Here is a 23,502-nt window from a genome sequence, read left to right as displayed (position 1 = left end):
GCTTATCGCCCGGGCATTAGCAGGGCGGCGTGTTTCCCCCGAAGTCTCAGAATCATGGCCAAAGAACAAACGGACCGTACGACACTAGATCTGTTCGCGAATGAGCGTCGCCCGGGACGACCCAAGACGAATCCGCTTTCGCGCGATGAACAGCTGCGTATCAATAAACGCAACCAGCTTAAACGCGATAAAAATCGTGGGCTTAAGCGTGTCGAACTGAAGCTTAACGCCGACGCCGTCGACGCGCTGAACGAGCTGGCTGACGCGCGAAATATCAGCCGCAGCGAGCTCATTGAAGAAATGTTGCTCGTCCAGCTTGAGACGTTACGCAGCCAGGCATAAGTCTGAAAATCCCCTTTCTCACCCTTTTCATGTAGCACAGAGTGCAGTCCTGCGCGATAGCTGTTTCCGCAGGGTTGCCAGTTCTGCTATTATTGCCCTTATCCGTGGCCGAATTGCGCCACCATACTATTAAGTTTCAAGAGGTTATTTTACTCATGGCAATCATCGGCATTTTCTTTGGCAGTGATACCGGCAATACCGAAAATATCGCAAAAAACATTCAAAAACAGCTCGGTAAAGACGTTGCTGATGTGCATGACATCGCCAAGAGCAGCAAAGAAGATCTGGAAGGCTATGACATTCTGCTGCTGGGTATCCCAACCTGGTACTACGGTGAAGCCCAGTGCGACTGGGATGATTTCTTCCCGACGCTGGAAGAAGTGGACTTCAACGGTAAGCTGGTCGCCCTGTTTGGCTGTGGCGATCAGGAAGACTACGCCGAATACTTCTGTGACGCACTGGGCACCATCCGCGATATCATTGAGCCGAACGGCGCGGTTATCGTAGGCCACTGGCCGACCGCCGGTTACCACTTCGAAGCGTCTAAAGGCCTGGCCGATGACGATCATTTCGTAGGCCTGGCAATCGACGAAGACCGTCAGCCAGAACTGACCGCAGAGCGCGTTGAGAAATGGGTGAAGCAGATCCGTGAAGAACTGCACCTGGATGATATTCTGAACGCCTGATTTTATCGCGGCGCAACTGCGGTTGCGCCCATGCTCCAGGTCAAACCGATTAAATTAATCGCTACAATCTTTTAACTTTTTCGCCCAGACCTGTACAATGTCTCCCTGATAAAACGTGGTTTTCCATTGAGCAAGTTTGTTGGTGATACCACGTTTTTATAAGCATATTTTGCCTGAGACTTGCAGTTTTCATTTAGCCATGGCAGTTCTATAATGAGACGCATTATCCCGGGTGCATTTTCTGTCACTTCCTACAGAAGTGAATCGTTTAGCAACAGGACAGATTCCGCATGACTGACAACAATACCGCATTAAAGAAGGCTGGCCTGAAAGTTACGCTTCCTCGGTTAAAAATCCTTGAAGTGCTTCAGGGTCCAGACAATCACCATGTCAGTGCGGAAGACCTTTATAAACGTCTTATCGACATGGGTGAAGAGATTGGGCTGGCTACCGTCTATCGCGTGCTGAACCAGTTTGATGACGCGGGCATTGTTACCCGTCATAATTTCGAAGGCGGTAAATCTGTTTTCGAACTGACCCAGCAGCAGCACCACGATCACCTGATCTGCCTCGATTGCGGCAAGGTCATTGAATTCAGCGATGATTCCATCGAAGCGCGCCAGCGTGAAATCGCGGCGCGTCATGGCATCCGCCTGACGAACCACAGCCTGTACCTTTACGGTCACTGCGCTGAAGGCGATTGCCGCGAAGACGATCACGCGCACGACGCGAAATAATAAGACTCATACTCTGAGCCAGCCGCAAGGTTGGCTTTTTTTTGCCTAAAAAAAGCCCGCTGGCGCAGAGCCACCGGGCATGATAACAGCGAATTAGTTACTGTTATTGCTTCGTATTTCTTTCCAAATCTGGTCGCAACGCTTCGCCACTTCCTGATCGTTACCGGTTTTACGCGCCTGGATACAGGCCTGATAATCCATCACGCGGACGTTTTCCTGCGTCGCGAACTGCTCATGCGCTTTCTCTTTCTTCAGCACGTTCAGCACGCTCTGACAGGCTTGAATTTTCTCCGGCGATCCTTCCGCAGTATTTATGCAGGCGCTATACGCCTCCTTCAGACGGGAGTCCTCTTTAGGCGCCTGATTCTGAGCACACGCCGCCAGCCCTGATGCCAGCAACGCGACGATTACGATTTTTTTCATCATGTGCAGTCTCCATGCCGGCGGGACTCAGCCCGCCGGTGCGTTCATCAGAAGATGGTGAATGGGGCAATAACCATGAATTTCACGTCACGCTCATCCTGGAAGATGTTGCCGTAACCGCCCGCATAGCTCGGGATATCGGAGTGGTTGTCATACTGGGTGAAGTGCAGTTTGAACATCGTGCCTTTCGCACGACCATCCTGCAGGGTGTAGATAGCATCTAAGCTGTAGGAAGACTCTTTCAGGCGATAGTTGGGATCGTAGTATGCGTCCGGCGTGGCCATATCGGCAGGTTTTGCGTCCCAGGCGTAAGCGTAAGAAGCGCCCACCGCCCAGCCAGGCAGGTTCCAGTTTTTCAGGTCATACATTGCGCCGAAGAAGACCGCTTTCTCGCCGTCGGCGTTGAAGTCTGAGCGGTTATCCCACCAGATATCAAGACGACCGTTGGAGGAGGCGTAGGTCGGGGTCATACGCTGCAGGAAGTAGCCCTGCTGCCCTTCCGCCTTCACCCATGTGCCTTCCAGACGCAAATCAACCTGACCGACCTTGTAGCCGAAGGTTAACGCCTGCAGCCACGCGGTGCCGTCATAAATGTCGTTGACGCCACCGTTGCTGACCTTGTCGCGCGTACCGTAGAACTGGTAGCTGGTGCTCAACGGGCTACCCGCGACATCGAATTTATAGCTGGCCTTGGCAAAATACTGATCGACATAGCCTTGTGCCTGACCGAATGCCGCTTCAAGCACCAGATCGTTTTTGAAGTCGTACTTCGCGCCCAGCGAGTGCAGGTAATCGACTTTGGTTTTTTTATCGTTCTGGTAGAACTTGTCCATTTCGATGTGCCACGGTGCTTTGTACTCGTTGGTCCACATATAGGAGAAGCTCAACGCACCCGCATCACCGTAGTCAAAGTTCGCCCCGGCTTCTGCACCCTGATAGGTACCCGGCATAAAGCTCCAGTGCGGCGCTAACAGAGTCTGACCGGTTGGCTGAATATAACCACCGCGCGCCCAAACCGGACCGTATTTAAATTTTGCTGCGGCTTTGTAAAGGCTGATACCGCTCTTATCCCCGGACCAGTCTTCTTTATAGGCTTTGTTGCTGGAGGAGAAGGCAATTTCGTTCGGGTGGGCGCTGTCGCCGTTTTCCGCCATTTCAATCGCGGTAAACGCAGCAATATCCAGACCGAACATATCCGCGGCATAGCCTGACTGGAAGTCCAGGTTGGCGTTCCAGGTGGAGTGCGAAAGGTTGGTTTTGTATTTGTCTTCGGTGACGTCTTTACGGTCACGTTCACGCTGCCAGTAATAAATACCGCCCGTGAGGGTAGAATCATCGATGAAGCCCGCCGCTTTCGCCTCTGGTGTCACCACCAGACCCGACATTGCTGTCACACCGGCAATAGCCAGCGCCAGCGCACTACGTTTGCCACTGAACGTACGCATAGATTATTCCTCTTTGACGAATTAAAACGCCTGAAGCGGCGTAAATAAAAAAGACCAAATAGTCAGGGGTAGCTTTAAATACCCTCGAATTAACTACCGTCTTTAGGTTATTTTTCGCGGCGCGAATTATCAATGCTTTTTAGCGGACAAAAGTCAGGATTATGACGAAGTGCACATAATTGGTAGCGCTTTGTAACATTTGTGAGGAGGCGAGGAATGGCGGGGAATTTTCAGGTATTTCAGTGGCTAGACGTGAGAATTCTTTCCTTTTTTATCACCTTTTTAATTTCCGCAATGATACAAACTTTTTTTTGAAAAATAAGTAGCACCTCATTGACCTGATATTTTTATCACACCTTTTTAGGCCCTGTCTTAATACCCTGATCGTTAAATAAAAAAACGCCGCATAGTGCGGCGTTTGTCTCTCATTGACCAGACCAGCAATATTATTCGCCGCTCTTCGTCCAGGTATCACGCAGACCTACGGTACGGTTGAATACCGGTTTTTCCGCCGTGCTGTAACGGCTGTCCAGGCAGAAGTAACCTTCACGTTCGAACTGGAACGCTTTGCCCGCTTCAGCGGCTTTCAGAGAAGGCTCCGCATAACCCTGCTTGATCACCAGAGATTCCGGGTTGATGGTCGCCAGGAAATCTTCCGCTGCACCTGGGTTAGGCACGCTGAACAGACGATCGTACAGACGAATTTCTACCGGCAGCGCGTGGGAAGCGCTCACCCAGTGAATCACGCCTTTCACCTTGCGGCCATCCGCCGGATCTTTGCTCAGCGTTTCAGCGTCATAAGAACAGAAGATGGTGGTGATATTCCCTTCCGCATCTTTCTCTACGCGCTCGGCTTTGATGACGTAGGCATTACGCAGACGCACTTCTTTACCCAGCACCAGACGCTTGTACTGCTTGTTGGCTTCTTCGCGGAAGTCAGCGCGGTCAATCCAGATGTCACCGCTGAACGGTACGTCACGGCTACCCATTTCCGGTTTGTTCGGATGGTTAGGCATGGAGACCAGCTCGCTTTCACCCTGCGGATAGTTTTCGATAACCAGTTTCACCGGGTCGATAACGGCCATCGCGCGCGGGGCGTTTTCGTTGAGATCTTCGCGAATGCAGGATTCAAGGGAGGCCATCTCGATGGTGTTGTCCTGCTTGGTCACGCCGATGCGTTTGCAGAACTCACGAATAGAGGCGGCAGTGTAACCACGACGGCGCAGACCAGAGATGGTTGGCATACGTGGGTCATCCCAGCCTTCAACGTGCTTGTCGGTCACCAGCAGGTTCAGCTTACGCTTGGACATCACGGTGTATTCCAGATTCAGACGAGAGAACTCGTACTGGCGCGGATGAACAGGAATGGTGATGTTGTTCAGAACCCAGTCGTACAGACGACGGTTGTCCTGGAACTCCAGCGTACACAGGGAGTGCGTAATGCCTTCCAGCGCATCGCTGATGCAGTGGGTAAAGTCGTACATCGGGTAGATGCACCACTTGTTGCCGGTCTGATGGTGTTCCGCAAACTTAATGCGGTACAGCACCGGATCGCGCATAACGATGAACGGAGACGCCATGTCGATTTTGGCACGCAGGCACGCTTTGCCTTCTTCAAAGCCACCGGCACGCATTTTTTCAAACAGCGCAAGGTTCTCTTCCACGCTGCGATCGCGGAACGGGCTGTTTTTGCCCGGCGCGGTCAGCGTACCGCGATATTCACGGATTTCATCAGCAGACAGTTCGTCAACATACGCCAGACCCTTGTTGATCAGTTCAACCGCGTAGGCGTACAGCTGATCAAAATAGTCAGAGGAGTAGCAGATATCGCCAGACCAGTTGAAGCCCAGCCATTGCACGTCATTCTTGATGGACTCAACGTATTCGATGTCTTCTTTTACTGGATTGGTGTCATCGAAACGCAGGTTGCACTGTCCCTGGTAGTCTTGCGCAATGCCAAAGTTCAGGCAGATGGACTTCGCATGCCCGATATGCAGGTAGCCGTTCGGCTCCGGCGGGAAGCGGGTATGAACTGTGGTGTGCTTACCACTGGCCAGATCTTCATCGATGATCTGACGAATAAAGTTACTCGGGCGGGCTTCTGCCTCACTCATCGTGGATTCCTCAAAGCGTAAACAACGTATAACGGCATATGATCTTATAAGCCGGACGTAGTGACAACCCTTAAAACGTCTCTGAAGAAAATAATGGGGGCTTTTGCTGCAAAAAAAAGCGGCGGAGGATATCCCCCGCCGCTTAAGGCATGACTCTACTCAGGAGCGATTACTTGCCTTTAATCTCATACAGCGGTGTTTGCCCCGCAACAACCAGACCTTTCGCCTGAATGACCAGGCCACTGAAGTCATCGATGTTGCTGCAAACGACCGGGCTTATCATGGAGCGCGCGTTGGCGTTCAGGAAGTCCAGATCCATTTCCAGAATCGGCTGCCCGGCCACCACTTCAGCGCCCTCTTCCACCAGGCGAGTAAAGCCCTGACCGTTCAGCGCAACGGTATCGATACCCATGTGGACAACGATCTCCGCGCCATTTTCGGTTTCGAGGCAGAACGCGTGGTTGGTGTTGAAGATTTTCACGATGGTACCGGCCGCCGGAGACACAACGGTTTTGTCCGTTGGTTTCACCGCCACACCGTCACCAACCGCTTTGCTGGCGAAGGCTTCGTCAGGCACCTGCTCAATCGCAACGACTTCACCGGTTACCGGTGAAACCAGCGCGGCTACCGTTTTGGCGTTCGGTACCGCCTGCGGTTTTGCGGCCGCTGGCGCAGCGGCAGGTGCGGCAGAAGCTTCTGCTGCGGCTACCGGACCAGTGGTTTTCATGGCGTTAGCAATTTTCTCTGCCACGAAGCCAACGATAATCTGCACGCTGGTTTTGTTCAGGCGAATAACACCGGAAGCACCCAGACGTTTGGCCAGCGCTTCGTTCACCAGGGAAGAGTCTTTGACGTTCAGACGCAGACGAGTGATACAGGCGTCGATACCGGTCAGGTTGTCAGAGCCGCCGACAGCGGCGATGTACTGACGCGCCAGGCCTGAAACGTCCTGATCCTGAGCACCGCTCACGTTCACATCCTGACCATCCGCTTCGCTACCGGCCACGGCCAGTTCACGACCCGGGGTCATCAGGTTGAATTTGGTGATAGTGAAACGGAACACCATGTAGTAGATCGCGAAGAACACCAGACCTTGCGGGATCAGCATCCACCAGTGGGTCGCCAGCGGGTTACGGGACGACAGCACCATATCCACCAGACCGGCGCTGAAGCCGAAACCGGCAATCCAGTGCATGCTGGCAGCGATGAACACGGAGATACCGGTCAGCACGGCGTGGATCACATACAGAACCGGCGCCACGAACATGAAGGAGAACTCCAGCGGCTCGGTGATACCGGTGAAGAAGGCCGCGAACGCCCCCGCCATCATGATACCCAGCACTTTCGCTTTGTTCTCTGGACGCGCGCAGTGGTAGATAGCCAGCGCAGCACCCGGCAGACCAAACATCATGATCGGGAAGAAGCCCGCCTGGTAACGACCGGTGATACCGACAACCGCTTTACCTGCTTCGATGGACTGTGCGCCACCCAGGAAGTTAGGGATATCGTTAATACCGGCAACGTCGAACCAGAATACGGAGTTCAGCGCGTGGTGCAGACCGACCGGGATCAGCAGACGGTTGAAGAACGCGTACACGCCCGCACCGACAGAACCCAGTTTCTGGATGTGCTCACCGAAGTTCACCAGACCGTCGAAAATCATCGGCCAGACGTACATCATGATGAACGCGACAACGATCATCACAAACGAGGTCAGGATAGGAACCAGGCGGCGACCGCTAAAGAAGGAGAGCGCTTTTGGCAGCTCTACGCTGCTGAAGCGGTTATACAGTTCGGCGGAAATAATACCCACAAGGATACCGACAAACTGGTTGCTGATCTTACCGAACGCCGCCGGAACCTGGTCCGCCGGAATTTTTTGGATCATGGCCACCGCTGCAGGCGAGCAGAGGGTGGTTAACACGAGGAAACCGACAAAACCGGTCAGCGCAGCGGCGCCGTCTTTGTCTTTGGACATACCGTAAGCCACACCAATCGCGAACAACACGGACATGTTGTCGATAATGGCGGAACCTGACTTGATAAAGAACGCCGCCAGCGCGCTGGTATTACCCCAGCCGTTGGGGTCGATCCAGTAGCCGACACCCATCAGGATGGCTGCGGCAGGCAGCGTGGCGACCGGCACCATAAGCGCGCGGCCAACCTTTTGTAAATAACCTAGAATACTCACTTTCTTCCCCCTATGAGACCCCGTTTAAGGCATGTTCTCAGCTCTGTTTTTTATTGTGTCACGAACTATAGATACAGTTGATGCTTCACTGGCATTGTGAGTGTGTGAAAAATTAATTCGTATCGCAAATTAAACGCGTACTTTTTGTGATTTTTGTCACCAAATATCGTTATTCCCCCTCCCTTATACTGGCTAACAGCGAAAACTTATTTTATCATTCAAAAAATCAAGACGGATTGATCCGGCCTGAAAGTTTCCAGGTTACGCTTAAGTATCAGGTCCCGATAGCCATCCGCCCACTCTTCTACTTAAACTCTTGAGGTGAACAATGAGACTGATTCCCCTGGCAACTGCTGAACAAGTCGGTAAATGGGCCGCTCGCCATATCGTTAACCGTATTAACGCCTTTAAACCGACCGCCGATCGTCCTTTCGTTCTTGGACTTCCGACAGGCGGCACGCCGCTGACCGCCTATAAGGCGCTGGTTGAGATGCATAAAGCAGGCCAGGTTAGCTTCAAACATGTTGTGACCTTCAATATGGATGAATACGTTGGCTTACCGAAAGACCACCCGGAAAGCTACCATAGCTTTATGCACCGTAATTTCTTTGATCACGTTGATATTCCATCTGAAAATATTAACCTGCTGAATGGAAACGCGCCTGATATTGACGCAGAATGCCGTCAGTATGAAGAAAAAATCCGTTCTTACGGTAAGATCCACCTGTTCATGGGTGGTGTAGGTAATGATGGTCATATCGCGTTTAACGAACCGGCGTCATCTCTGGCTTCCCGCACCCGTATTAAAACGCTGACCCATGACACGCGCGTGGCAAACTCCCGCTTCTTTGACGGCGATGTTAACCAGGTTCCAAAATACGCCCTGACCGTAGGCGTAGGCACCCTGTTGGATGCCGAAGAAGTGATGATTCTGGTGCTGGGCGGCGTGAAAGCGCAGGCGCTCCAGGCTGCCGTTGAAGGCAACGTTAACCATATGTGGACCATCAGCTGCCTGCAGCTGCATCCGAAATCAGTCATCGTCTGCGACGAACCGTCCACGATGGAGCTGAAGGTTAAAACGCTGAAATACTTCAACGAGTTAGAAGCTGAGAACATCAAAGGTCTGTAATTGAATAACCGCCTCTTCATCAAGAGGCGGCCGCTTTTTTTAACCGGGGGTCGTTATGTACGCTTTAACCCACGGTCGGATTTATACCGGCCATGAAATTCTGGATGACCATGCGATTGTTATCGCTGATGGCCTGATTGAACGTGTTTGTCCGCTGGCAGAACTGCCGCCGGAGATTGAACAGCGCTCACTCAATGGAGCAGTAATCTCCCCCGGTTTCATCGACGTACAGCTCAACGGCTGCGGCGGTGTGCAATTCAATGACACCGCGGATGCGGTGACGGTCGAAACGCTGGAGATCATGCAGAAAGCCAACGAGAAATCGGGCTGCACCAGCTATCTGCCAACGCTCATCACCAGCAGTGATGACCTCATGAAGCAGGGTATCCGCGTGATGCGCGAATACCTGGCCAAACACCCTAACCAGGCGCTGGGTCTGCACCTTGAAGGGCCATGGTTGAATATGGTCAAGAAAGGAACGCATAACCCGAATTTCGTGCGTAAACCGGATGCGGAGCTGGTTGACTACATGTGTGCGAACGCCGATGTGATCACCAAAGTGACGCTGGCGCCTGAAATGACGGGTACGGATGTGATCAGTAAACTGGCCGCCGCCGGGATTATCGTTTCAGCTGGCCACTCAAACGCGACGCTGAAAGAAGCGAAAGCCGGTTTCCGCGCGGGCATTACCTTCGCAACGCACCTTTACAACGCCATGCCGTATATCACAGGCCGTGAACCGGGTCTGGTCGGGGCGATTCTGGATGAGCCAGACGTCTACTGCGGCATTATTGCCGACGGCTTACACGTCGATTACACCAACATCCGCAACGCTAAGCGGCTGAAAGGTGACAAGCTTTGTCTGGTGACGGATGCCACCGCACCGGCAGGTGCAAATATTGAGCAGTTCATTTTTGCCGGTAAAACAATATACTACCGCAATGGACTGTGTGTGGATGAAAACGGTACGCTGAGCGGTTCCTCTTTAACCATGATTGAAGGGGTGCGTAACCTGGTTGAACATTGCGGGATTGCGCTTGATGAAGTCCTGCGTATGGCCACCCTTTATCCGGCGCGCGCAATGGGCGTGGATAAACAGCTCGGCGAAATTGCACCAGGTATGGTTGCAAACCTGACGGCATTCACACACGATTATAAAATTATTAAGACCATCGTTAATGGTAACGAGGTCGTCACTGAGTAAGTAAAAGTATGACACCTGGCGGACAAGCTCAAATCGGTAATGTCGATCTCGTTAAACAACTTAACAGTGCGGCGGTATACCGCCTGATTGACCAGCACGGACCAATCTCGCGAATTCAGATAGCCGAACAGAGCCAGCTTGCTCCCGCCAGCGTGACAAAAATTACCCGCCAGCTCATTGAGCGCGGTCTGATCAAAGAAGTCGATCAGCAGGCCTCTACCGGGGGCCGCCGCGCCATCTCCATTATTACCGAAACCCGCAATTTTCAGGCCATTGGCGTCCGTCTGGGCCGTCATGACACCACGCTCACGCTGTACGATCTGAGCAGTAAAGCGATTGCGGAAGAGCACTACCCTCTTCCGGAGCGCACTCAGGAGACGCTGGAGCATGCGCTGCTGAATACCATCGCGCAGTTTATTGAAAGCTGTCAGCGCAAGATCCGTGAACTCATCGCCATCTCCGTGATTCTGCCCGGACTGGTCGACCCGGAAAGCGGCGTGATCCGCTATATGCCGCATATTCAGGTTGAAAACTGGGGGCTGGTCGACGCGCTGGAAAAGCGTTTTAAGGTGACCTGCTTTGTGGGTCACGACATTCGCTCTCTGGCGCTGGCAGAGCACTACTTTGGTGCGAGCCAGGACTGTGAAGACTCTATTCTGGTGCGCGTTCACCGCGGAACGGGCGCCGGTATTATCTCTAACGGCCGTATTTTTATTGGTCGCAACGGTAACGTCGGCGAGATTGGCCACATTCAGGTTGAACCCCTCGGGGAGCGCTGCCACTGCGGCAACTTCGGCTGCCTTGAAACGATTGCCGCGAACACGGCCATCGAGCAGCGCGTTCGCCATCTTCTTGAACAGGGATATCAAAGCCGCGTCACGCTGGACGATTGCAAGATAGGCACCATCTGCAAAGCCGCCAATAAAGGCGACGCGCTGGCCTGCGAAGTGATTGAGCAGGTAGGCCGCCATCTGGGGAAAACCATCGCCATCGCCATTAACCTGTTTAACCCCCAGAAAGTGGTGATCGCCGGTGAAATTGTGGAAGCGGAAAAGGTGCTGCTCCCCGCCATTGAAGGCTGTATTAACACCCAGGCGCTGAAAGCATTCCGCCAGAACCTCCCGGTGGTTCGTTCAAAGCTTGATCATCGCTCGGCGATTGGCGCGTTCGCGCTGGTCAAACGCGCCATGCTCAACGGAATTCTGCTGCAGCATTTGCTGGAAAGTTGATCGGACCTTATAGTAACGCCTTCTTTTTTTGATGTCGGACTGTCCATGACCATTAAGAATGTAATTTGTGATATCGACGGCGTGCTGATGCACGACAACGTTGCCGTGCCGGGTGCTGCGGAGTTTCTTCACCGCATCATCGACAAAGGAATGCCTCTGGTTCTGCTCACGAACTACCCTTCCCAAACCGGTCAGGATCTGGCTAACCGCTTTGCCACGGCGGGCGTCGACGTTCCGGACAGCGTGTTTTATACCTCGGCAATGGCCACGGCAGATTTTCTGAAGCGTCAGGAAGGGAAAAAAGCCTACGTAGTGGGTGAAGGTGCGCTGATACACGAGCTGTACAAAGCTGGCTTTACCATCACTGACGTGAACCCGGACTTTGTGATTGTCGGCGAAACGCGCTCCTTTAACTGGGAGATGATGCATAAGGCAGCATACTTTGTCGCCAGCGGCGCACGCTTTATCGCGACCAACCCGGACACGCACGGCCGTGGTTTTTATCCGGCCTGCGGCGCGCTGTGCGCCGGTATCGAGAAAATCTCAGGTCGTCAGCCGTTTGTGGTCGGTAAACCGAGCCCGTGGATCATTCGTGCCGCGCTCAACAAGATGCAGGCCCACTCTGAAGAAACCGTTATTGTCGGCGACAACCTGCGCACCGATATTCTGGCCGGATTCCAGGCGGGTCTGGAGACGATTCTGGTCCTCTCCGGCGTCTCTCAACTTGATGACATTGATTCGATGCCGTTCCGGCCAAGCTGGATTTACCCCTCCGTCGATGAAATCGACATCATCTGATACCGAACCACGCCTCAGGGCGTGGTTTTTCATTTATGGCCTGCACAAATAAAACCACATCTAACAAAAAGCACGTTTTATTGCATAATCATCAATAAAAGAATTCATGGCGTACTCTTTTTTCACTATTCCGCAATCGCTATTGCACTATTTCCGTTTTCACCCGTAAAACGCTTGCGCGCCCTGCCCCTTTGCGGCATTTTCATAAGCAAGCAACATTACAAAGCAACAGGGTTAACGGAGAAGGTTATGTGTTCAATTTTTGGCGTACTGGATATTAAAACTGACGCGGGCGAACTGCGTAAAAAGGCACTCGAACTGTCCCGCCTGATGCGCCATCGCGGCCCGGACTGGTCAGGCGTTTACGCCAGTGACAAAGCGATTCTGGCTCACGAACGTCTGTCTATTGTTGACGTCAACGCTGGTGCACAGCCGCTGTATAACGAGAAAAAAACGCACGCGCTGGCTGTCAACGGTGAAATCTACAACCACCAGGCGCTGCGCGCCGAATACGGCGACCGCTACGCGTTCCAGACCGGTTCTGACTGTGAAGTGATCCTGGCGCTGTATCAGGAGAAAGGGCCTGAGTTCCTGGACGACCTGCAGGGCATGTTTGCCTTCGCCCTGTACGACAGCGAAAAAGACGCTTACCTGATTGGCCGTGACCATATCGGCATTATCCCGCTGTACATGGGCCACGATGAGCACGGCAACTTCTACGTCGCCTCTGAAATGAAAGCCCTGGTGCCGGTATGCCGCACCATTAAAGAGTTCCCGGCAGGCAGCTATCTGTGGAGCAAAGACGGCGAGATCCGCTCCTATTACCAGCGTGACTGGTTCGACTATGATGCGGTAAAAGACAACGTCACGGACAAAGCCGAGCTGCGTCAGGCCCTGGAAGATTCCGTCAAAAGCCACCTGATGTCCGACGTGCCGTACGGCGTGCTGCTCTCCGGCGGTCTGGACTCCTCCGTGATCTCCGCGATCACCAAGAAATTCGCGGCCCGTCGCGTGGAAGATCAGGAGCGCTCAGAAGCCTGGTGGCCACAGCTGCACTCTTTTGCAGTTGGCCTGGAAGGTGCGCCTGACCTGAAAGCCGCGCAGGAAGTGGCGAACCACCTCGGCACCGTGCACCATGAGATTCACTTCACCGTGCAGGAAGGTCTGGATGCGATCCGCGATGTGATCTATCACATTGAAACCTATGACGTGACCACCATCCGCGCCTCAACGCCGATGTACCTGATGTCGCGCAAGATCAAAGCGATGGGCATCAAGATGGTGCTCTCCGGTGAAGGTTCTGACGAAGTGTTTGGCGGCTACCTGTACTTCCACAAGGCGCCGAACGCCAAAGAGCTGCACGAAGAGACCGTGCGCAAGCTGCAGGCGCTGCACATGTTCGACTGTGCGCGTGCCAACAAAGCGATGTCGGCCTGGGGCGTGGAAGCACGCGTGCCGTTCCTGGATAAGAAATTCCTCGACGTGGCGATGCGCATCAACCCGCAGGACAAGATGTGCGGCAACGGCAAAATGGAAAAACATATCCTGCGTGAATGTTTTGAATCCTACCTGCCGGCGAGCGTGGCATGGCGTCAGAAAGAGCAGTTCTCTGATGGCGTAGGCTATAGCTGGATCGACACCCTGAAAGAGGTCGCGGCGAAACAGGTTTCTGACCAACAGCTGGAAACCGCGAGCTTCCGCTTCCCGTACAACACGCCGGGCTCGAAAGAGGCCTATCTGTATCGTGAAATTTTTGAAGAGCTGTTCCCGGTGCCGAGCGCTGCGGAGTGCGTACCGGGTGGCCCGTCCGTCGCCTGCTCTTCTGCCAAAGCGATTGAATGGGATGAATCTTTCAAATCCATGAACGATCCGTCAGGACGCGCGGTAGGCGTTCACCAGTCAGCCTACAAATAATCACTCAGATCGCAATCAGGCCCCTCAGGGGCCTGATTTTTTTGCCTCACATTTCACCGTCTAAATCTGATTAATAACCAATAATTGCCGAATATTCGGCCACGCTGTTCGCAACCTAACCAAACAGTCACATTCCGGCTATTTTCGTTGAAAAAGGTGTTGACGCTGCAAGGGTCTATACGCATAATGCGCCCCGCAACGCCGATAAGGTAACGCGAAAAAAGATGGCTACGTAGCTCAGTTGGTTAGAGCACATCACTCATAATGATGGGGTCACAGGTTCGAATCCCGTCGTAGCCACCATCTTTTTTGCGGGAGTGGCGAAATTGGTAGACGCACCAGATTTAGGTTCTGGCGCCGCAAGGTGTGCGAGTTCAAGTCTCGCCTCCCGCACCATTCCCGGGTAAGCGTTGCACGGATGGGGTATCGCCAAGCGGTAAGGCACCGGTTTTTGATACCGGCATTCCCTGGTTCGAATCCAGGTACCCCAGCCATATTTCTTCGATTTTGCGGTTCTCCGCGGTATTGGGGTATCGCCAAGCGGTAAGGCACCGGTTTTTGATACCGGCATTCCCTGGTTCGAATCCAGGTACCCCAGCCATCGAAGATTGCAGTACTGGCTACGTAGCTCAGTTGGTTAGAGCACATCACTCATAATGATGGGGTCACAGGTTCGAATCCCGTCGTAGCCACCAAATTAAGATTGTCGATTTTTCGGTAATCAAGACAAATTGTTGGGGTATCGCCAAGCGGTAAGGCACCGGATTCTGATTCCGGCATTCCGAGGTTCGAATCCTCGTACCCCAGCCAATTTAAAAAGTCGTTAAGCAGCTTGTTTAACGCAATTGGGGTGTCGCCAAGCGGTAAGGCTCTGGTTTCTGATACCAGCATTCCGGGGTTCGAATCCCTGCACCCCAGCCACTTAAGTAACAAAAAAGCCCGCTATGCGGGCTTTTTTGTTTTTGTTGTTCAGAATGGTGCGGCCTGATGCCCTCACCCTGACCCTCTCCCACGGGGAGAGGGAATGAAAATTAAAGTCCTAAGGCGTATTTCAGCGCCTGACGCTTCAGACCACCGGCACGTTCCGCTGCCATCAATCCAATATTACGCAGAATGCGCACCGGGGCTAAGTCATTGCTGAACCCGGCATAAAACAGATCCATCCCCGACTGCATGATAAAGTTATCCGCCATGCGTCGCGTCTGGTAACGCTTCAGCACCTGATGGCTGGCCCAGTTTTCCGCGTGCCCGCGGGCGCTGCCCAGCACATCCAGTAACGCATCGACATCACGGTACCCCAGGTTCACGCCCTGCCCGGCCAGCGGATGAATGGTGTGTGCCGCATCGCCCACCAGCGCCAGCCCTTCACGAGCATACTGCAAAGCGTGACGTCGCGTGAGGGGAAACGCCCCTGCAGCCACCGGCATCACGTTGCCCAGACGGCTCGGGAAATGCAGGCGGATTTCCCGCTGCAATTGTTCCATTGTAAGCCCCTGCAGCTGGCGAATGCGTGCCGGTTTGTCGTACCAGACCAGCGATGCCCAGTTATCAAACAGCGGTAAAAAGGCATGCGGGCCATTCGGCGTAAAGTGCTGCCACGTGCTTTCTCCCGGCGCATTCTCGCACTCGACGGTAATCAGCATGCAGGACTGCTCATACTGCCAGGCATGAACGCCAATTCCCGCCATCTGTCTGACCTGCGAGTTAGCGCCGTCCGCTCCGACGACGAGCTTCACGGCCAGTTCATCGCCGCTGTCGAGCGTCAGCAAATACCCGCTCTCGTGAGGATACAGTGCCTTAATCGACGCCGGAACGCGCAGCGTCACCTTCGGATGCGCCTCCAGCGCCTGCCAGAGCGCCTGCTGGAGCACGTTGTTTTCCACCATATAACCCAGGCGCGGCAGCTTCAGCTCAGCGGCATCGAACGCGACGTGGGCATTTTCCCACTCCCAGGTTTCAAGACGGCTGTAAGGATGGGCGCGCATCGCCAGCACCACCTCCCAGACGCCCAGCCCGCGCAGCAGATCGACGGACGCCGCGCTGATCGCGGAAATGCGCACATCCGGTTTGCTCGCGGGATCGAATGCCGGCGGAGCAGCCTGTTCGATTACCGTTACCTCAAATCCCTGCTGCGCCAGCCCCAGCGCCAGCGCGCCGCCGACCATACCGCCGCCGACAACGGCAACTTCGGTGTGTAGGAGTGTCATGGTCAATTTTCCTTATTGGAGAATCCCTTAAGTTTACCGGATTTTTGCGGTCCTGAGACACATAACCTTCATACTGGTCACAACCCCACCAAAGCATTACAATACGCGGCTTGCAATCCTGAGCTGAGCAAGTCGATGACTAAAAAACTCCATATAAAAACCTGGGGCTGTCAGATGAACGAATACGATTCATCCAAGATGGCCGATCTGCTGGATTCAACCCACGGATACCAGCTGACTGAAAATGCGAAAGAAGCGGACGTGCTGCTGCTGAACACCTGTTCGATTCGTGAAAAAGCGCAGGAAAAAGTCTTTCACGTGTTAGGCCGCTGGAAGCTTCTCAAACGAAAAAATCCGGACCTGATCATCGGGGTGGGTGGCTGCGTCGCGTCGCAGGAAGGTAAGCTGATTCGCCAGAGAGCCCCGTATGTGGATATCGTCTTTGGCCCTCAGACCCTGCACCGCCTGCCGGAGATGATCAATCAGGTTCGCGGCAACCGTAGCCCGGTCGTTGACGTCAGCTTCCCGGAAATCGAAAAGTTTGACCGTCTGCCGGAGCCGCGCGCCGATGGCCCGACCGCCTTCGTCTCCATCATGGAAGGCTGCAACAAATACTGCACTTACTGCGTGGTGCCTTACACCCGTGGTGAAGAAGTCAGCCGTCCGGCAGATGATATTCTGTTTGAAATCGCGCAGCTTGCCGCACAGGGCGTTCGCGAAGTGAACCTGCTGGGCCAGAACGTAAACGCCTGGCGCGGGGAAAACTACGACGGCACCACCGGCAGCTTTGCCGAACTGCTGCGTCTGGTGGCCGCGATTGACGGCATCGACCGCATTCGCTTTACCACCAGCCATCCGATGGAGTTTACCGACGACATCATTGACGTGTATCGCGATACGCCAGAGCTGGTGAGCTTCCTGCACCTGCCGATTCAGTGTGGCTCTGACCGCGTGCTGAACCTGATGGGCCGCCCGCATACGGTGCTGGAGTACAAGTCCACCATTCGCAAGCTGCGTGAAGCCCGTCCGGATATCCAGATCAGCTCCGACTTTATCGTCGGCTTCCCTGGCGAAACCGCTGATGACTTCGAGCGCACCATGAAGCTCATCGGTGAAGTGAATTTTGACGTCAGCTACAGCTTCATCTTCTCTGCGCGTCCTGGAACACCTGCGGCCGATATGGTTGACGATGTGCCGGAAGAAGAGAAAAAGCAGCGTCTGTATATTCTGCAGGAGCGTATTAACCAGCAGGCCAACGCGTGGAGCCGCCGTATGCTCGGCACCGTTCAGCGCATTCTGGTGGAAGGCACCTCCCGCAAGAGCATTATGGAACTCTCCGGTCGTACCGAAAACAACCGCGTGGTGAACTTTGAAGGCACCCCGGATATGATCGGTAAATTCGTGGACGTCGAGATTGTCGAAGTGCTGACCAACTCGCTGCGCGCGAAGCTGGTACGCACCGAGGACGAAATGGGCCTGCGTATTGCCGAGTCACCGGAATCCGTGATCTCTCGTACCCGTAAAGAAAACGATTCTGGCGTGGGGATTTACCAGCCTTAATCCTCCTGGCCTGCCTTTCCGGCAGGCCTTGTATTTCCTCTCATCGTCCCCAATATCTTCCGCAACGCTTGCGCCTTTATTCTGTGGCGTGAATAATTTCGGTAATGACCGTTTTATTACGTCCTATCGCAATGGGTCAGTTAACCAATTAAAGAGGAACAGTTTGAATATAGATACGCGTGAAATTAGCCTTGAGCCAGCAGACAACGCTCGCCTGCTGAGCCTGTGCGGGCCGTTTGATGACAACATCAAACAACTGGAGCGACGTCTGGGTATCGAAATCAATCGTCGCGATAATCATTTCAAACTTACCGGACGCCCTATCTGCGTCAACGCCGCTGCGGACATTCTGCGTAGCCTGTATGTGGATACATCACCCATGCGCGGCGAAATTCAGGATATCGAACCGGAACAAATTCACCTCGCCATTAAAGAGGCGCGCGTGCTTGAGCAAAGCGCGGAAAGCGTGCCGGACTACGGTAAGGCAATCAATATCAAGACCAAACGTGGCGTCATTAAGCCGCGTACGCCAAACCAGGCGCAGTACATCGCCAATATCCTCGACCACGACATCACCTTCGGGGTGGGTCCGGCGGGTACGGGTAAAACCTATCTGGCCGTTGCCGCTGCGGTAGATGCGCTGGAACGCCAGGAGATCCGTCGTATTCTGCTGACCCGTCCGGCCGTTGAAGCGGGCGAAAAGCTGGGCTTCCTGCCGGGCGATCTGAGCCAGAAGGTCGACCCGTATCTGCGCCCGTTATACGATGCGCTGTTCGAGATGCTCGGCTTTGAGAAGGTTGAGAAGCTCATTGAGCGTAACGTTATCGAAGTGGCCCCGCTCGCCTACATGCGCGGTCGTACGCTGAACGATGCGTTCATCATTCTCGATGAGAGCCAGAACACCACCATCGAACAGATGAAGATGTTCCTGACGCGTATCGGCTTTAACTCGAAAGCGGTCATTACCGGTGACGTCACCCAGATCGACCTGCCGCGCAGCACCAAATCCGGCCTGCGCCACGCCATTGAGGTGCTGGCCGAGGTCGACGAAATCAGCTTTAACTTCTTCCACAGTGAAGACGTGGTACGCCACCCGGTGGTCGCGCGTATCGTTAACGCCTATGAAGCCTGGGAAGAAGCGGATCAGAAGCGTAAGGCCGAACTGGCCGCAGAACGTAAGCGCGAAGCGCAGGAGCAAGAACAGAAATGAGTCAGGTGATCCTCGATTTACAGCTGGCCTGTGAAGACAATTCCGGCATGCCAGATGAGGCACAGTTTCAGAAATGGCTGGATGCCGTTATTCCTCAGTTTCAGGAAGAATCAGAAGTCACGATTCGCCTGGTGGATGAAGCAGAAAGCCATGAGCTTAACCTGACCTATCGCGGGAAAGATAAGCCGACCAACGTGCTCTCTTTCCCGTTCGAAGCGCCGCCGGGCATTGAGATGCCGCTGTTAGGCGATCTGATCATCTGCCGTCAGGTGGTTGAACAGGAAGCCAAAGAGCAGCAAAAGCCGCTTGAGGCCCACTGGGCGCATATGGTGGTACACGGCAGCCTGCACCTGCTCGGCTACGATCACATTGAAGATGACGAAGCGGAAGAGATGGAGTCCCTCGAGACAGAGATAATGCTTGCTCTGGGCTATGAGGATCCGTACATTGCCGAGAAAGAATAGTCCGTCACCTGACGGACTCACATGCCGCCACGAAAGGATATCGCGTGGCGGTAAACGTTGAACTAACAAGAGAACCCTTAACAAACGCCATGAGCGACGACAATTCACACAGTAGCGACACGACAACCAGTAAAAAGGGATTTTTCTCCCTCATTCTGAACCAGCTTTTCCACGGCGAACCCAAAAACCGTGATGAACTGCTGGAGCTGATTCGTGATTCCGGGCAGAACGACCTTATCGACGAAGATACGCGCGAAATGCTCGAAGGGGTTATGGACATCGCCGACCAGCGCGTTCGCGATATCATGATCCCCCGCTCGCAGATGATCACCCTGAAACGTAACCAGACCCTGGACGAGTGCCTCGATGTGATCATCGAATCCGCCCACTCGCGTTTCCCGGTCATCAGCGAAGACAAAGATCACATCGAAGGGATTTTGATGGCCAAAGATCTGCTGCCGTTTATGCGCAGCGATGCCGAAGCCTTCAGCATGGAAAAAGTGTTACGCCAGGCCGTGGTTGTGCCGGAAAGTAAACGTGTGGATCGGATGCTGAAAGAGTTTCGCTCTCAGCGTTACCACATGGCGATTGTTATTGATGAGTTTGGTGGCGTTTCCGGTCTGGTCACGATCGAGGATATTCTTGAGCTGATCGTGGGCGAAATCGAAGACGAGTACGACGAAGAAGAAGATATCGACTTCCGTCAGCTTAGCCGCCACACCTGGACCGTACGCGCGCTGGCCTCGATTGAGGACTTTAACGACGCCTTCGGTACCCACTTCAGCGATGAAGAGGTCGATACCATTGGCGGGCTGGTGATGCAGGCCTTTGGCCACCTCCCGGCGCGCGGTGAGACCGTTGACATCGACGGTTACCAGTTCAAAGTGGCAATGGCCGACAGCCGACGTATTATACAGGTTCACGTCAGAACGCCGGACGACTCACCGGTGCCAAAACTGGAAGATTAATGTAAATGGCATTTGCCCCACTGCTTGAACGCCAGCGCATCCGTTTGCTGCTGGCGCTGTTACTCGGAGCCAGCGGTACGCTGGCTTTTTCTCCTTACGATATCTGGCCCGCCGCCATTCTATCCCTGATGGGGCTTCAGGGCCTGACCCTGAATCGTCGTCCCGTACAGGCTGCGGCCATCGGTTACTTCTGGGGACTGGGGCTGTTTGGCTCAGGCATCAACTGGGTCTATGTCAGCATCGCCCAGTTTGGCGGTATGCCAGGCCCGGTCAACGTCTTCCTGGTGGTATTGCTCGCCGCGTATCTCTCGCTCTATACCGGTCTGTTCGCCGGCATCCTTTCTCGCCTGTGGCCAAAAACCACCTGGCTGCGCGTCGCCATTGCCGCGCCGGTGGTCTGGCAAATAACCGAGTTCCTGCGCGGCTGGGTGCTGACGGGCTTCCCGTGGCTACAGTTCGGCTACAGCCAGATTGACGGCCCGCTGAAAGGGCTGGCACCGGTAATGGGCGTTGAGGCCATCAACTTCCTGCTGATGGTGGTCAGCGGTCTGCTGGTCCTGGCGCTGGTCCAGCGCTGCTGGAAACCCCTGGCTGTGGCGCTGGTGCTGTTTGCCCTGCCCTTCCCGCTGCGCTATATCCAGTGGTTCACGCCCGAGCCAGAGCGCGCCATGCAGGTGTCCATGGTGCAGGGGAATATTCCGCAGTCCATGAAGTGGGATGAGAAAGAACTGCTGAATACGCTGAAGATCTACGCCAACGCCACCGAAGAGGTGATGGGTAAATCCCAGCTGATTATCTGGCCGGAGTCTGCAATCCCCGATCTGGAAATTAACCAGCAGCCGTTCCTCAACATGATGAACGACCTGCTGCTGGCGCGCGGCAGCACGCTGATCACCGGGATTGTCGATGCGCGTCTGAATCAGCAGAACCGCTACGACACCTACAACAGCATCATTACGCTCGGGAAAGATAGCGAGTACAGCTACCACTCCACTGACCGGTACAACAAGAACCACCTGGTGCCGTTTGGTGAATTTGTCCCGCTGGAGTCGATTCTGCGCCCACTGGCCCCGTTCTTTGACCTGCCGATGTCCTCTTTCAGCCGCGGCCCGTACGTACAGCCTCAGTTGCACGCGCACGGCCTGGCCCTGACGGCGGCCATCTGCTACGAAATCATTCTCGGCGAGCAGGTACGCGATAACTTCCGCCCGGATACTGACTATCTGCTGACCATCTCCAACGATGCATGGTTTGGTAAGTCAATCGGCCCGTGGCAGCACTTCCAGATGGCACGTATGCGCTCCCTGGAGCTGGCGCGTCCGCTGCTGCGCAGCACCAACAACGGCATCACCGCCGTGATTGGTCCGCAGGGCGAGATTCAGGCGATGATCCCGCAGTTTACCCGTGAGGTACTGACCACTAAAGTCACGCCAACCACCGGGCTGACGCCATACGCGCGCACCGGCAACTGGCCGCTGTGGATACTGACCGTGCTGTTCGGCTTTGGCGCGGTGCTGATGAGCCTGCGTCAGCGTCTTCGATAATCTCACCTCTTCCTGCCGGGTGGCGGCTACGCCTTACCCGGCCTACATTCCCCATTTCCGTTCCCGTAGGTCGGGTAAGCGTCAGCGCACCCGACAATCCCCTCCCCCAATCGTAAATCTGGCACGCCTATTGCTTTGTTTATTCAGGTAAACGCAGTTTGGCTTAACGTGCAACTTTGTCGCACCAGCGTAGATCATCGGTAGCACCGAAACGGTGCAACGGGAGATATTTGCCTCTGAATGGTGCGGCGCGCTTCGCAAAAATAAACAATAACGCAGCAAAATCTTTACATTAAGCCAGACTAAATGTTAACAAGCTTGCATAACACTGCACTCGCACTGCGCGAGATATAACAACATCACAATGGGTATCAATGCGTCGCTGGCGCTGATAAAAAAGGAGTTGGGTATGCAATTACGTAAACTGGCCACAGCAATGCTGGTTATGGGAATGTCTGCAGGCGTGGTTCACGCTGAAGATGCTCCGGCAGCAGGCAGCACTCTCGACAAGATTGCCAAAAACGGCGTCATCGTGGTCGGCCACCGTGAATCTTCAGTCCCGTTCTCTTACTACGACAACACGCAAAAAGTCGTGGGCTATTCACAGGACTACTCCAACGCCATCGTTGAAGCTGTGAAGAAAAAGCTGAACAAACCTGACCTGCAGGTGAAGCTGATCCCAATCACTTCACAGAACCGTATTCCACTGCTGCAAAACGGCACCTTTGACTTCGAGTGTGGCTCCACCACCAACAACCTCGAGCGTCAGAAACAGGCTGCCTTCTCTGACACCATCTTTGTCGTGGGCACCCGTCTGCTGACGAAGAAAGGCGGTGAGATCAAAGACTTCGCTGACCTGAAAGGCAAAGCGGTTGTTGTGACCTCCGGTACCACGTCAGAAGTGCTGCTGCACAAGCTGAACGACGAGAAGAAAATGGATATGCGCATCATCAGCGCGAAAGACCATGGCGACTCCTTCCGTACCCTGGAAAGCGGTCGTGCCGTCGCGTTTATGATGGATGACGCCCTGCTGGCGGGCGAACGTGCGAAAGCGAAGAAACCAGACAACTGGGATATCGTCGGTACCGCGCAGTCCAAAGAAGCCTACGGCTGTATGCTGCGTAAAGACGATCCGCAGTTCAAAAAGCTGATCGATGACACCATCGCTCAGGTGCAGACCTCCGGCGAAGCGGAAAAATGGTTCGACAAATGGTTCAAGAACCCGATTCCACCAAAAAACCTGAACATGAATTTTGAACTGTCTGACGACATGAAGGCGCTGTTCAAATCTCCAAATGACAAGGCTCTTAACTAATTAGAACAACAGGGGCGGGATC

At 54.1% G+C, this 23,502-nt stretch carries 19 protein-coding genes and 7 tRNA genes; 21 read left to right on the top strand and 5 right to left on the bottom strand.

The genetic code is table 11. The features are described from left to right. Positions 1 to 54: 54 nt before the first annotated feature. The 3 genes from ybfE (at position 55) to fur (ending at position 1,765) form a co-directional block, all read left to right on the top strand. Positions 55 to 342: a LexA regulated protein gene (gene ybfE / locus ACERY3_RS02305; protein ID WP_028019455.1), complete on the top strand. Its 288-nt coding sequence runs from the start codon at positions 55 to 57 to the stop codon at positions 340 to 342. Between the two features lie 155 nt (positions 343 to 497). Next, complete coding sequence (gene fldA, locus ACERY3_RS02300; protein WP_008501067.1) at positions 498 to 1,028, top strand: flavodoxin FldA; 531 nt, start codon at positions 498 to 500, stop codon at positions 1,026 to 1,028. A gap of 290 nt (positions 1,029 to 1,318) precedes the next feature. Continuing rightward, entirely contained in the window at positions 1,319 to 1,765 is a 447-nt protein-coding gene (gene fur / locus ACERY3_RS02295; RefSeq protein WP_014169146.1) for a ferric iron uptake transcriptional regulator, read from the top strand. Between the two features lie 93 nt (positions 1,766 to 1,858). Here the strand turns inward: fur and chiQ are convergent, their stop codons facing one another. The 4 genes from chiQ to nagE form a co-directional block, all read right to left on the bottom strand. Beyond that, positions 1,859 to 2,188: a ChiQ/YbfN family lipoprotein gene (chiQ, locus tag ACERY3_RS02290; RefSeq protein WP_058841825.1), complete on the bottom strand. Its 330-nt coding sequence runs from the start codon at positions 2,186 to 2,188 to the stop codon at positions 1,859 to 1,861. 47 nt (positions 2,189 to 2,235) lie between these two features. After that, positions 2,236 to 3,633: a chitoporin gene (gene chiP, locus ACERY3_RS02285; protein WP_023310769.1), complete on the bottom strand. Its 1,398-nt coding sequence runs from the start codon at positions 3,631 to 3,633 to the stop codon at positions 2,236 to 2,238. A 446-nt stretch (positions 3,634 to 4,079) separates the two neighbouring features. Further along, positions 4,080 to 5,747, bottom strand: coding sequence for a glutamine--tRNA ligase (gene glnS / locus ACERY3_RS02280; protein ID WP_373224990.1), 1,668 nt, complete (start codon positions 5,745 to 5,747; stop codon positions 4,080 to 4,082). Between the two features lie 169 nt (positions 5,748 to 5,916). Further along, positions 5,917 to 7,938 (bottom strand): N-acetylglucosamine-specific PTS transporter subunit IIBC, encoded by a 2,022-nt coding sequence (gene nagE, locus ACERY3_RS02275; protein ID WP_075203929.1) that lies wholly within the window; start codon positions 7,936 to 7,938, stop codon positions 5,917 to 5,919. Positions 7,939 to 8,266: 328 nt separating this feature from the next. Between nagE and nagB the strand changes: the two genes are divergently transcribed. The 12 genes from nagB (at position 8,267) to ACERY3_RS02215 (ending at position 15,133) form a co-directional block, all read left to right on the top strand. Next, positions 8,267 to 9,067: a glucosamine-6-phosphate deaminase gene (gene nagB / locus ACERY3_RS02270; RefSeq protein ID WP_023310765.1), complete on the top strand. Its 801-nt coding sequence runs from the start codon at positions 8,267 to 8,269 to the stop codon at positions 9,065 to 9,067. 55 nt (positions 9,068 to 9,122) lie between these two features. Further along, the gene (gene nagA / locus ACERY3_RS02265; protein ID WP_373224989.1) at positions 9,123 to 10,271 is read left to right on the top strand and encodes an N-acetylglucosamine-6-phosphate deacetylase; all 1,149 of its coding nucleotides are present in this window, start codon (positions 9,123 to 9,125) and stop codon (positions 10,269 to 10,271) included. 8 nt (positions 10,272 to 10,279) lie between these two features. Further along, positions 10,280 to 11,500, top strand: a complete 1,221-nt coding sequence (locus tag ACERY3_RS02260) for an N-acetylglucosamine repressor (RefSeq protein ID WP_021242995.1) — start codon at positions 10,280 to 10,282, stop codon at positions 11,498 to 11,500. A gap of 45 nt (positions 11,501 to 11,545) precedes the next feature. Then, positions 11,546 to 12,298, top strand: a complete 753-nt coding sequence (gene nagD / locus ACERY3_RS02255) for a ribonucleotide monophosphatase NagD (protein ID WP_023310763.1) — start codon at positions 11,546 to 11,548, stop codon at positions 12,296 to 12,298. A 249-nt stretch (positions 12,299 to 12,547) separates the two neighbouring features. Next, positions 12,548 to 14,212: an asparagine synthase B gene (asnB, locus tag ACERY3_RS02250; protein WP_023310762.1), complete on the top strand. Its 1,665-nt coding sequence runs from the start codon at positions 12,548 to 12,550 to the stop codon at positions 14,210 to 14,212. A 226-nt stretch (positions 14,213 to 14,438) separates the two neighbouring features. Continuing rightward, positions 14,439 to 14,515, top strand: a tRNA-Met gene (locus ACERY3_RS02245). An 8-nt stretch (positions 14,516 to 14,523) separates the two neighbouring features. Continuing rightward, positions 14,524 to 14,608: transfer RNA gene (locus ACERY3_RS02240), tRNA-Leu, on the top strand. A gap of 23 nt (positions 14,609 to 14,631) precedes the next feature. After that, a tRNA-Gln gene (locus tag ACERY3_RS02235) sits at positions 14,632 to 14,706 on the top strand. A gap of 32 nt (positions 14,707 to 14,738) precedes the next feature. After that, a tRNA-Gln gene (locus ACERY3_RS02230) sits at positions 14,739 to 14,813 on the top strand. A gap of 17 nt (positions 14,814 to 14,830) precedes the next feature. After that, positions 14,831 to 14,907 (top strand) — tRNA-Met (locus ACERY3_RS02225). Positions 14,908 to 14,947: 40 nt separating this feature from the next. Then, positions 14,948 to 15,022 (top strand) — tRNA-Gln (locus ACERY3_RS02220). Positions 15,023 to 15,058: 36 nt separating this feature from the next. After that, positions 15,059 to 15,133, top strand: a tRNA-Gln gene (locus tag ACERY3_RS02215). 110 nt (positions 15,134 to 15,243) lie between these two features. On the opposite strand, the gene ubiF is transcribed toward ACERY3_RS02215, so the two are convergent. Next, positions 15,244 to 16,419, bottom strand: a complete 1,176-nt coding sequence (ubiF, locus tag ACERY3_RS02210) for a 3-demethoxyubiquinol 3-hydroxylase (protein WP_373224988.1) — start codon at positions 16,417 to 16,419, stop codon at positions 15,244 to 15,246. 135 nt (positions 16,420 to 16,554) lie between these two features. On the opposite strand from ubiF, the gene miaB reads away from it, so the two are divergent. The 6 genes from miaB to ACERY3_RS02180 all read left to right on the top strand — a co-directional run bounded on the left by miaB (position 16,555) and on the right by ACERY3_RS02180 (position 23,480). Then, complete coding sequence (miaB, locus tag ACERY3_RS02205; RefSeq protein ID WP_033144935.1) at positions 16,555 to 17,979, top strand: tRNA (N6-isopentenyl adenosine(37)-C2)-methylthiotransferase MiaB; 1,425 nt, start codon at positions 16,555 to 16,557, stop codon at positions 17,977 to 17,979. A 163-nt stretch (positions 17,980 to 18,142) separates the two neighbouring features. Further along, complete coding sequence (locus ACERY3_RS02200; RefSeq protein WP_008501053.1) at positions 18,143 to 19,189, top strand: PhoH family protein; 1,047 nt, start codon at positions 18,143 to 18,145, stop codon at positions 19,187 to 19,189. After that, on the top strand, positions 19,186 to 19,653 hold the full coding sequence (gene ybeY, locus ACERY3_RS02195) for an rRNA maturation RNase YbeY (protein WP_008501052.1): 468 nt from the start codon (positions 19,186 to 19,188) through the stop codon (positions 19,651 to 19,653). The genes ACERY3_RS02200 and ybeY overlap by 4 nt, the downstream gene beginning before the upstream one ends. Positions 19,654 to 19,742: 89 nt before the next feature. Beyond that, positions 19,743 to 20,621, top strand: a complete 879-nt coding sequence (gene corC / locus ACERY3_RS02190) for a CNNM family magnesium/cobalt transport protein CorC (protein WP_021242574.1) — start codon at positions 19,743 to 19,745, stop codon at positions 20,619 to 20,621. A 5-nt stretch (positions 20,622 to 20,626) separates the two neighbouring features. Beyond that, positions 20,627 to 22,165, top strand: coding sequence for an apolipoprotein N-acyltransferase (gene lnt, locus ACERY3_RS02185; RefSeq protein ID WP_373224987.1), 1,539 nt, complete (start codon positions 20,627 to 20,629; stop codon positions 22,163 to 22,165). Positions 22,166 to 22,574: 409 nt separating this feature from the next. After that, positions 22,575 to 23,480 (top strand): amino acid ABC transporter substrate-binding protein, encoded by a 906-nt coding sequence (locus ACERY3_RS02180; RefSeq protein ID WP_008501049.1) that lies wholly within the window; start codon positions 22,575 to 22,577, stop codon positions 23,478 to 23,480. Positions 23,481 to 23,502 lie beyond the last annotated feature (22 nt).

Origin of the sequence: Enterobacter cloacae complex sp. ESBL7 (assembly GCF_041679625.1) — a bacterium.
Classification (GTDB): domain Bacteria; phylum Pseudomonadota; class Gammaproteobacteria; order Enterobacterales; family Enterobacteriaceae; genus Enterobacter; species Enterobacter asburiae_B.
The sequence above is the reverse complement of the archived record's forward strand: the minus strand, read 5'-3'. Positions and strand labels throughout refer to the sequence as shown.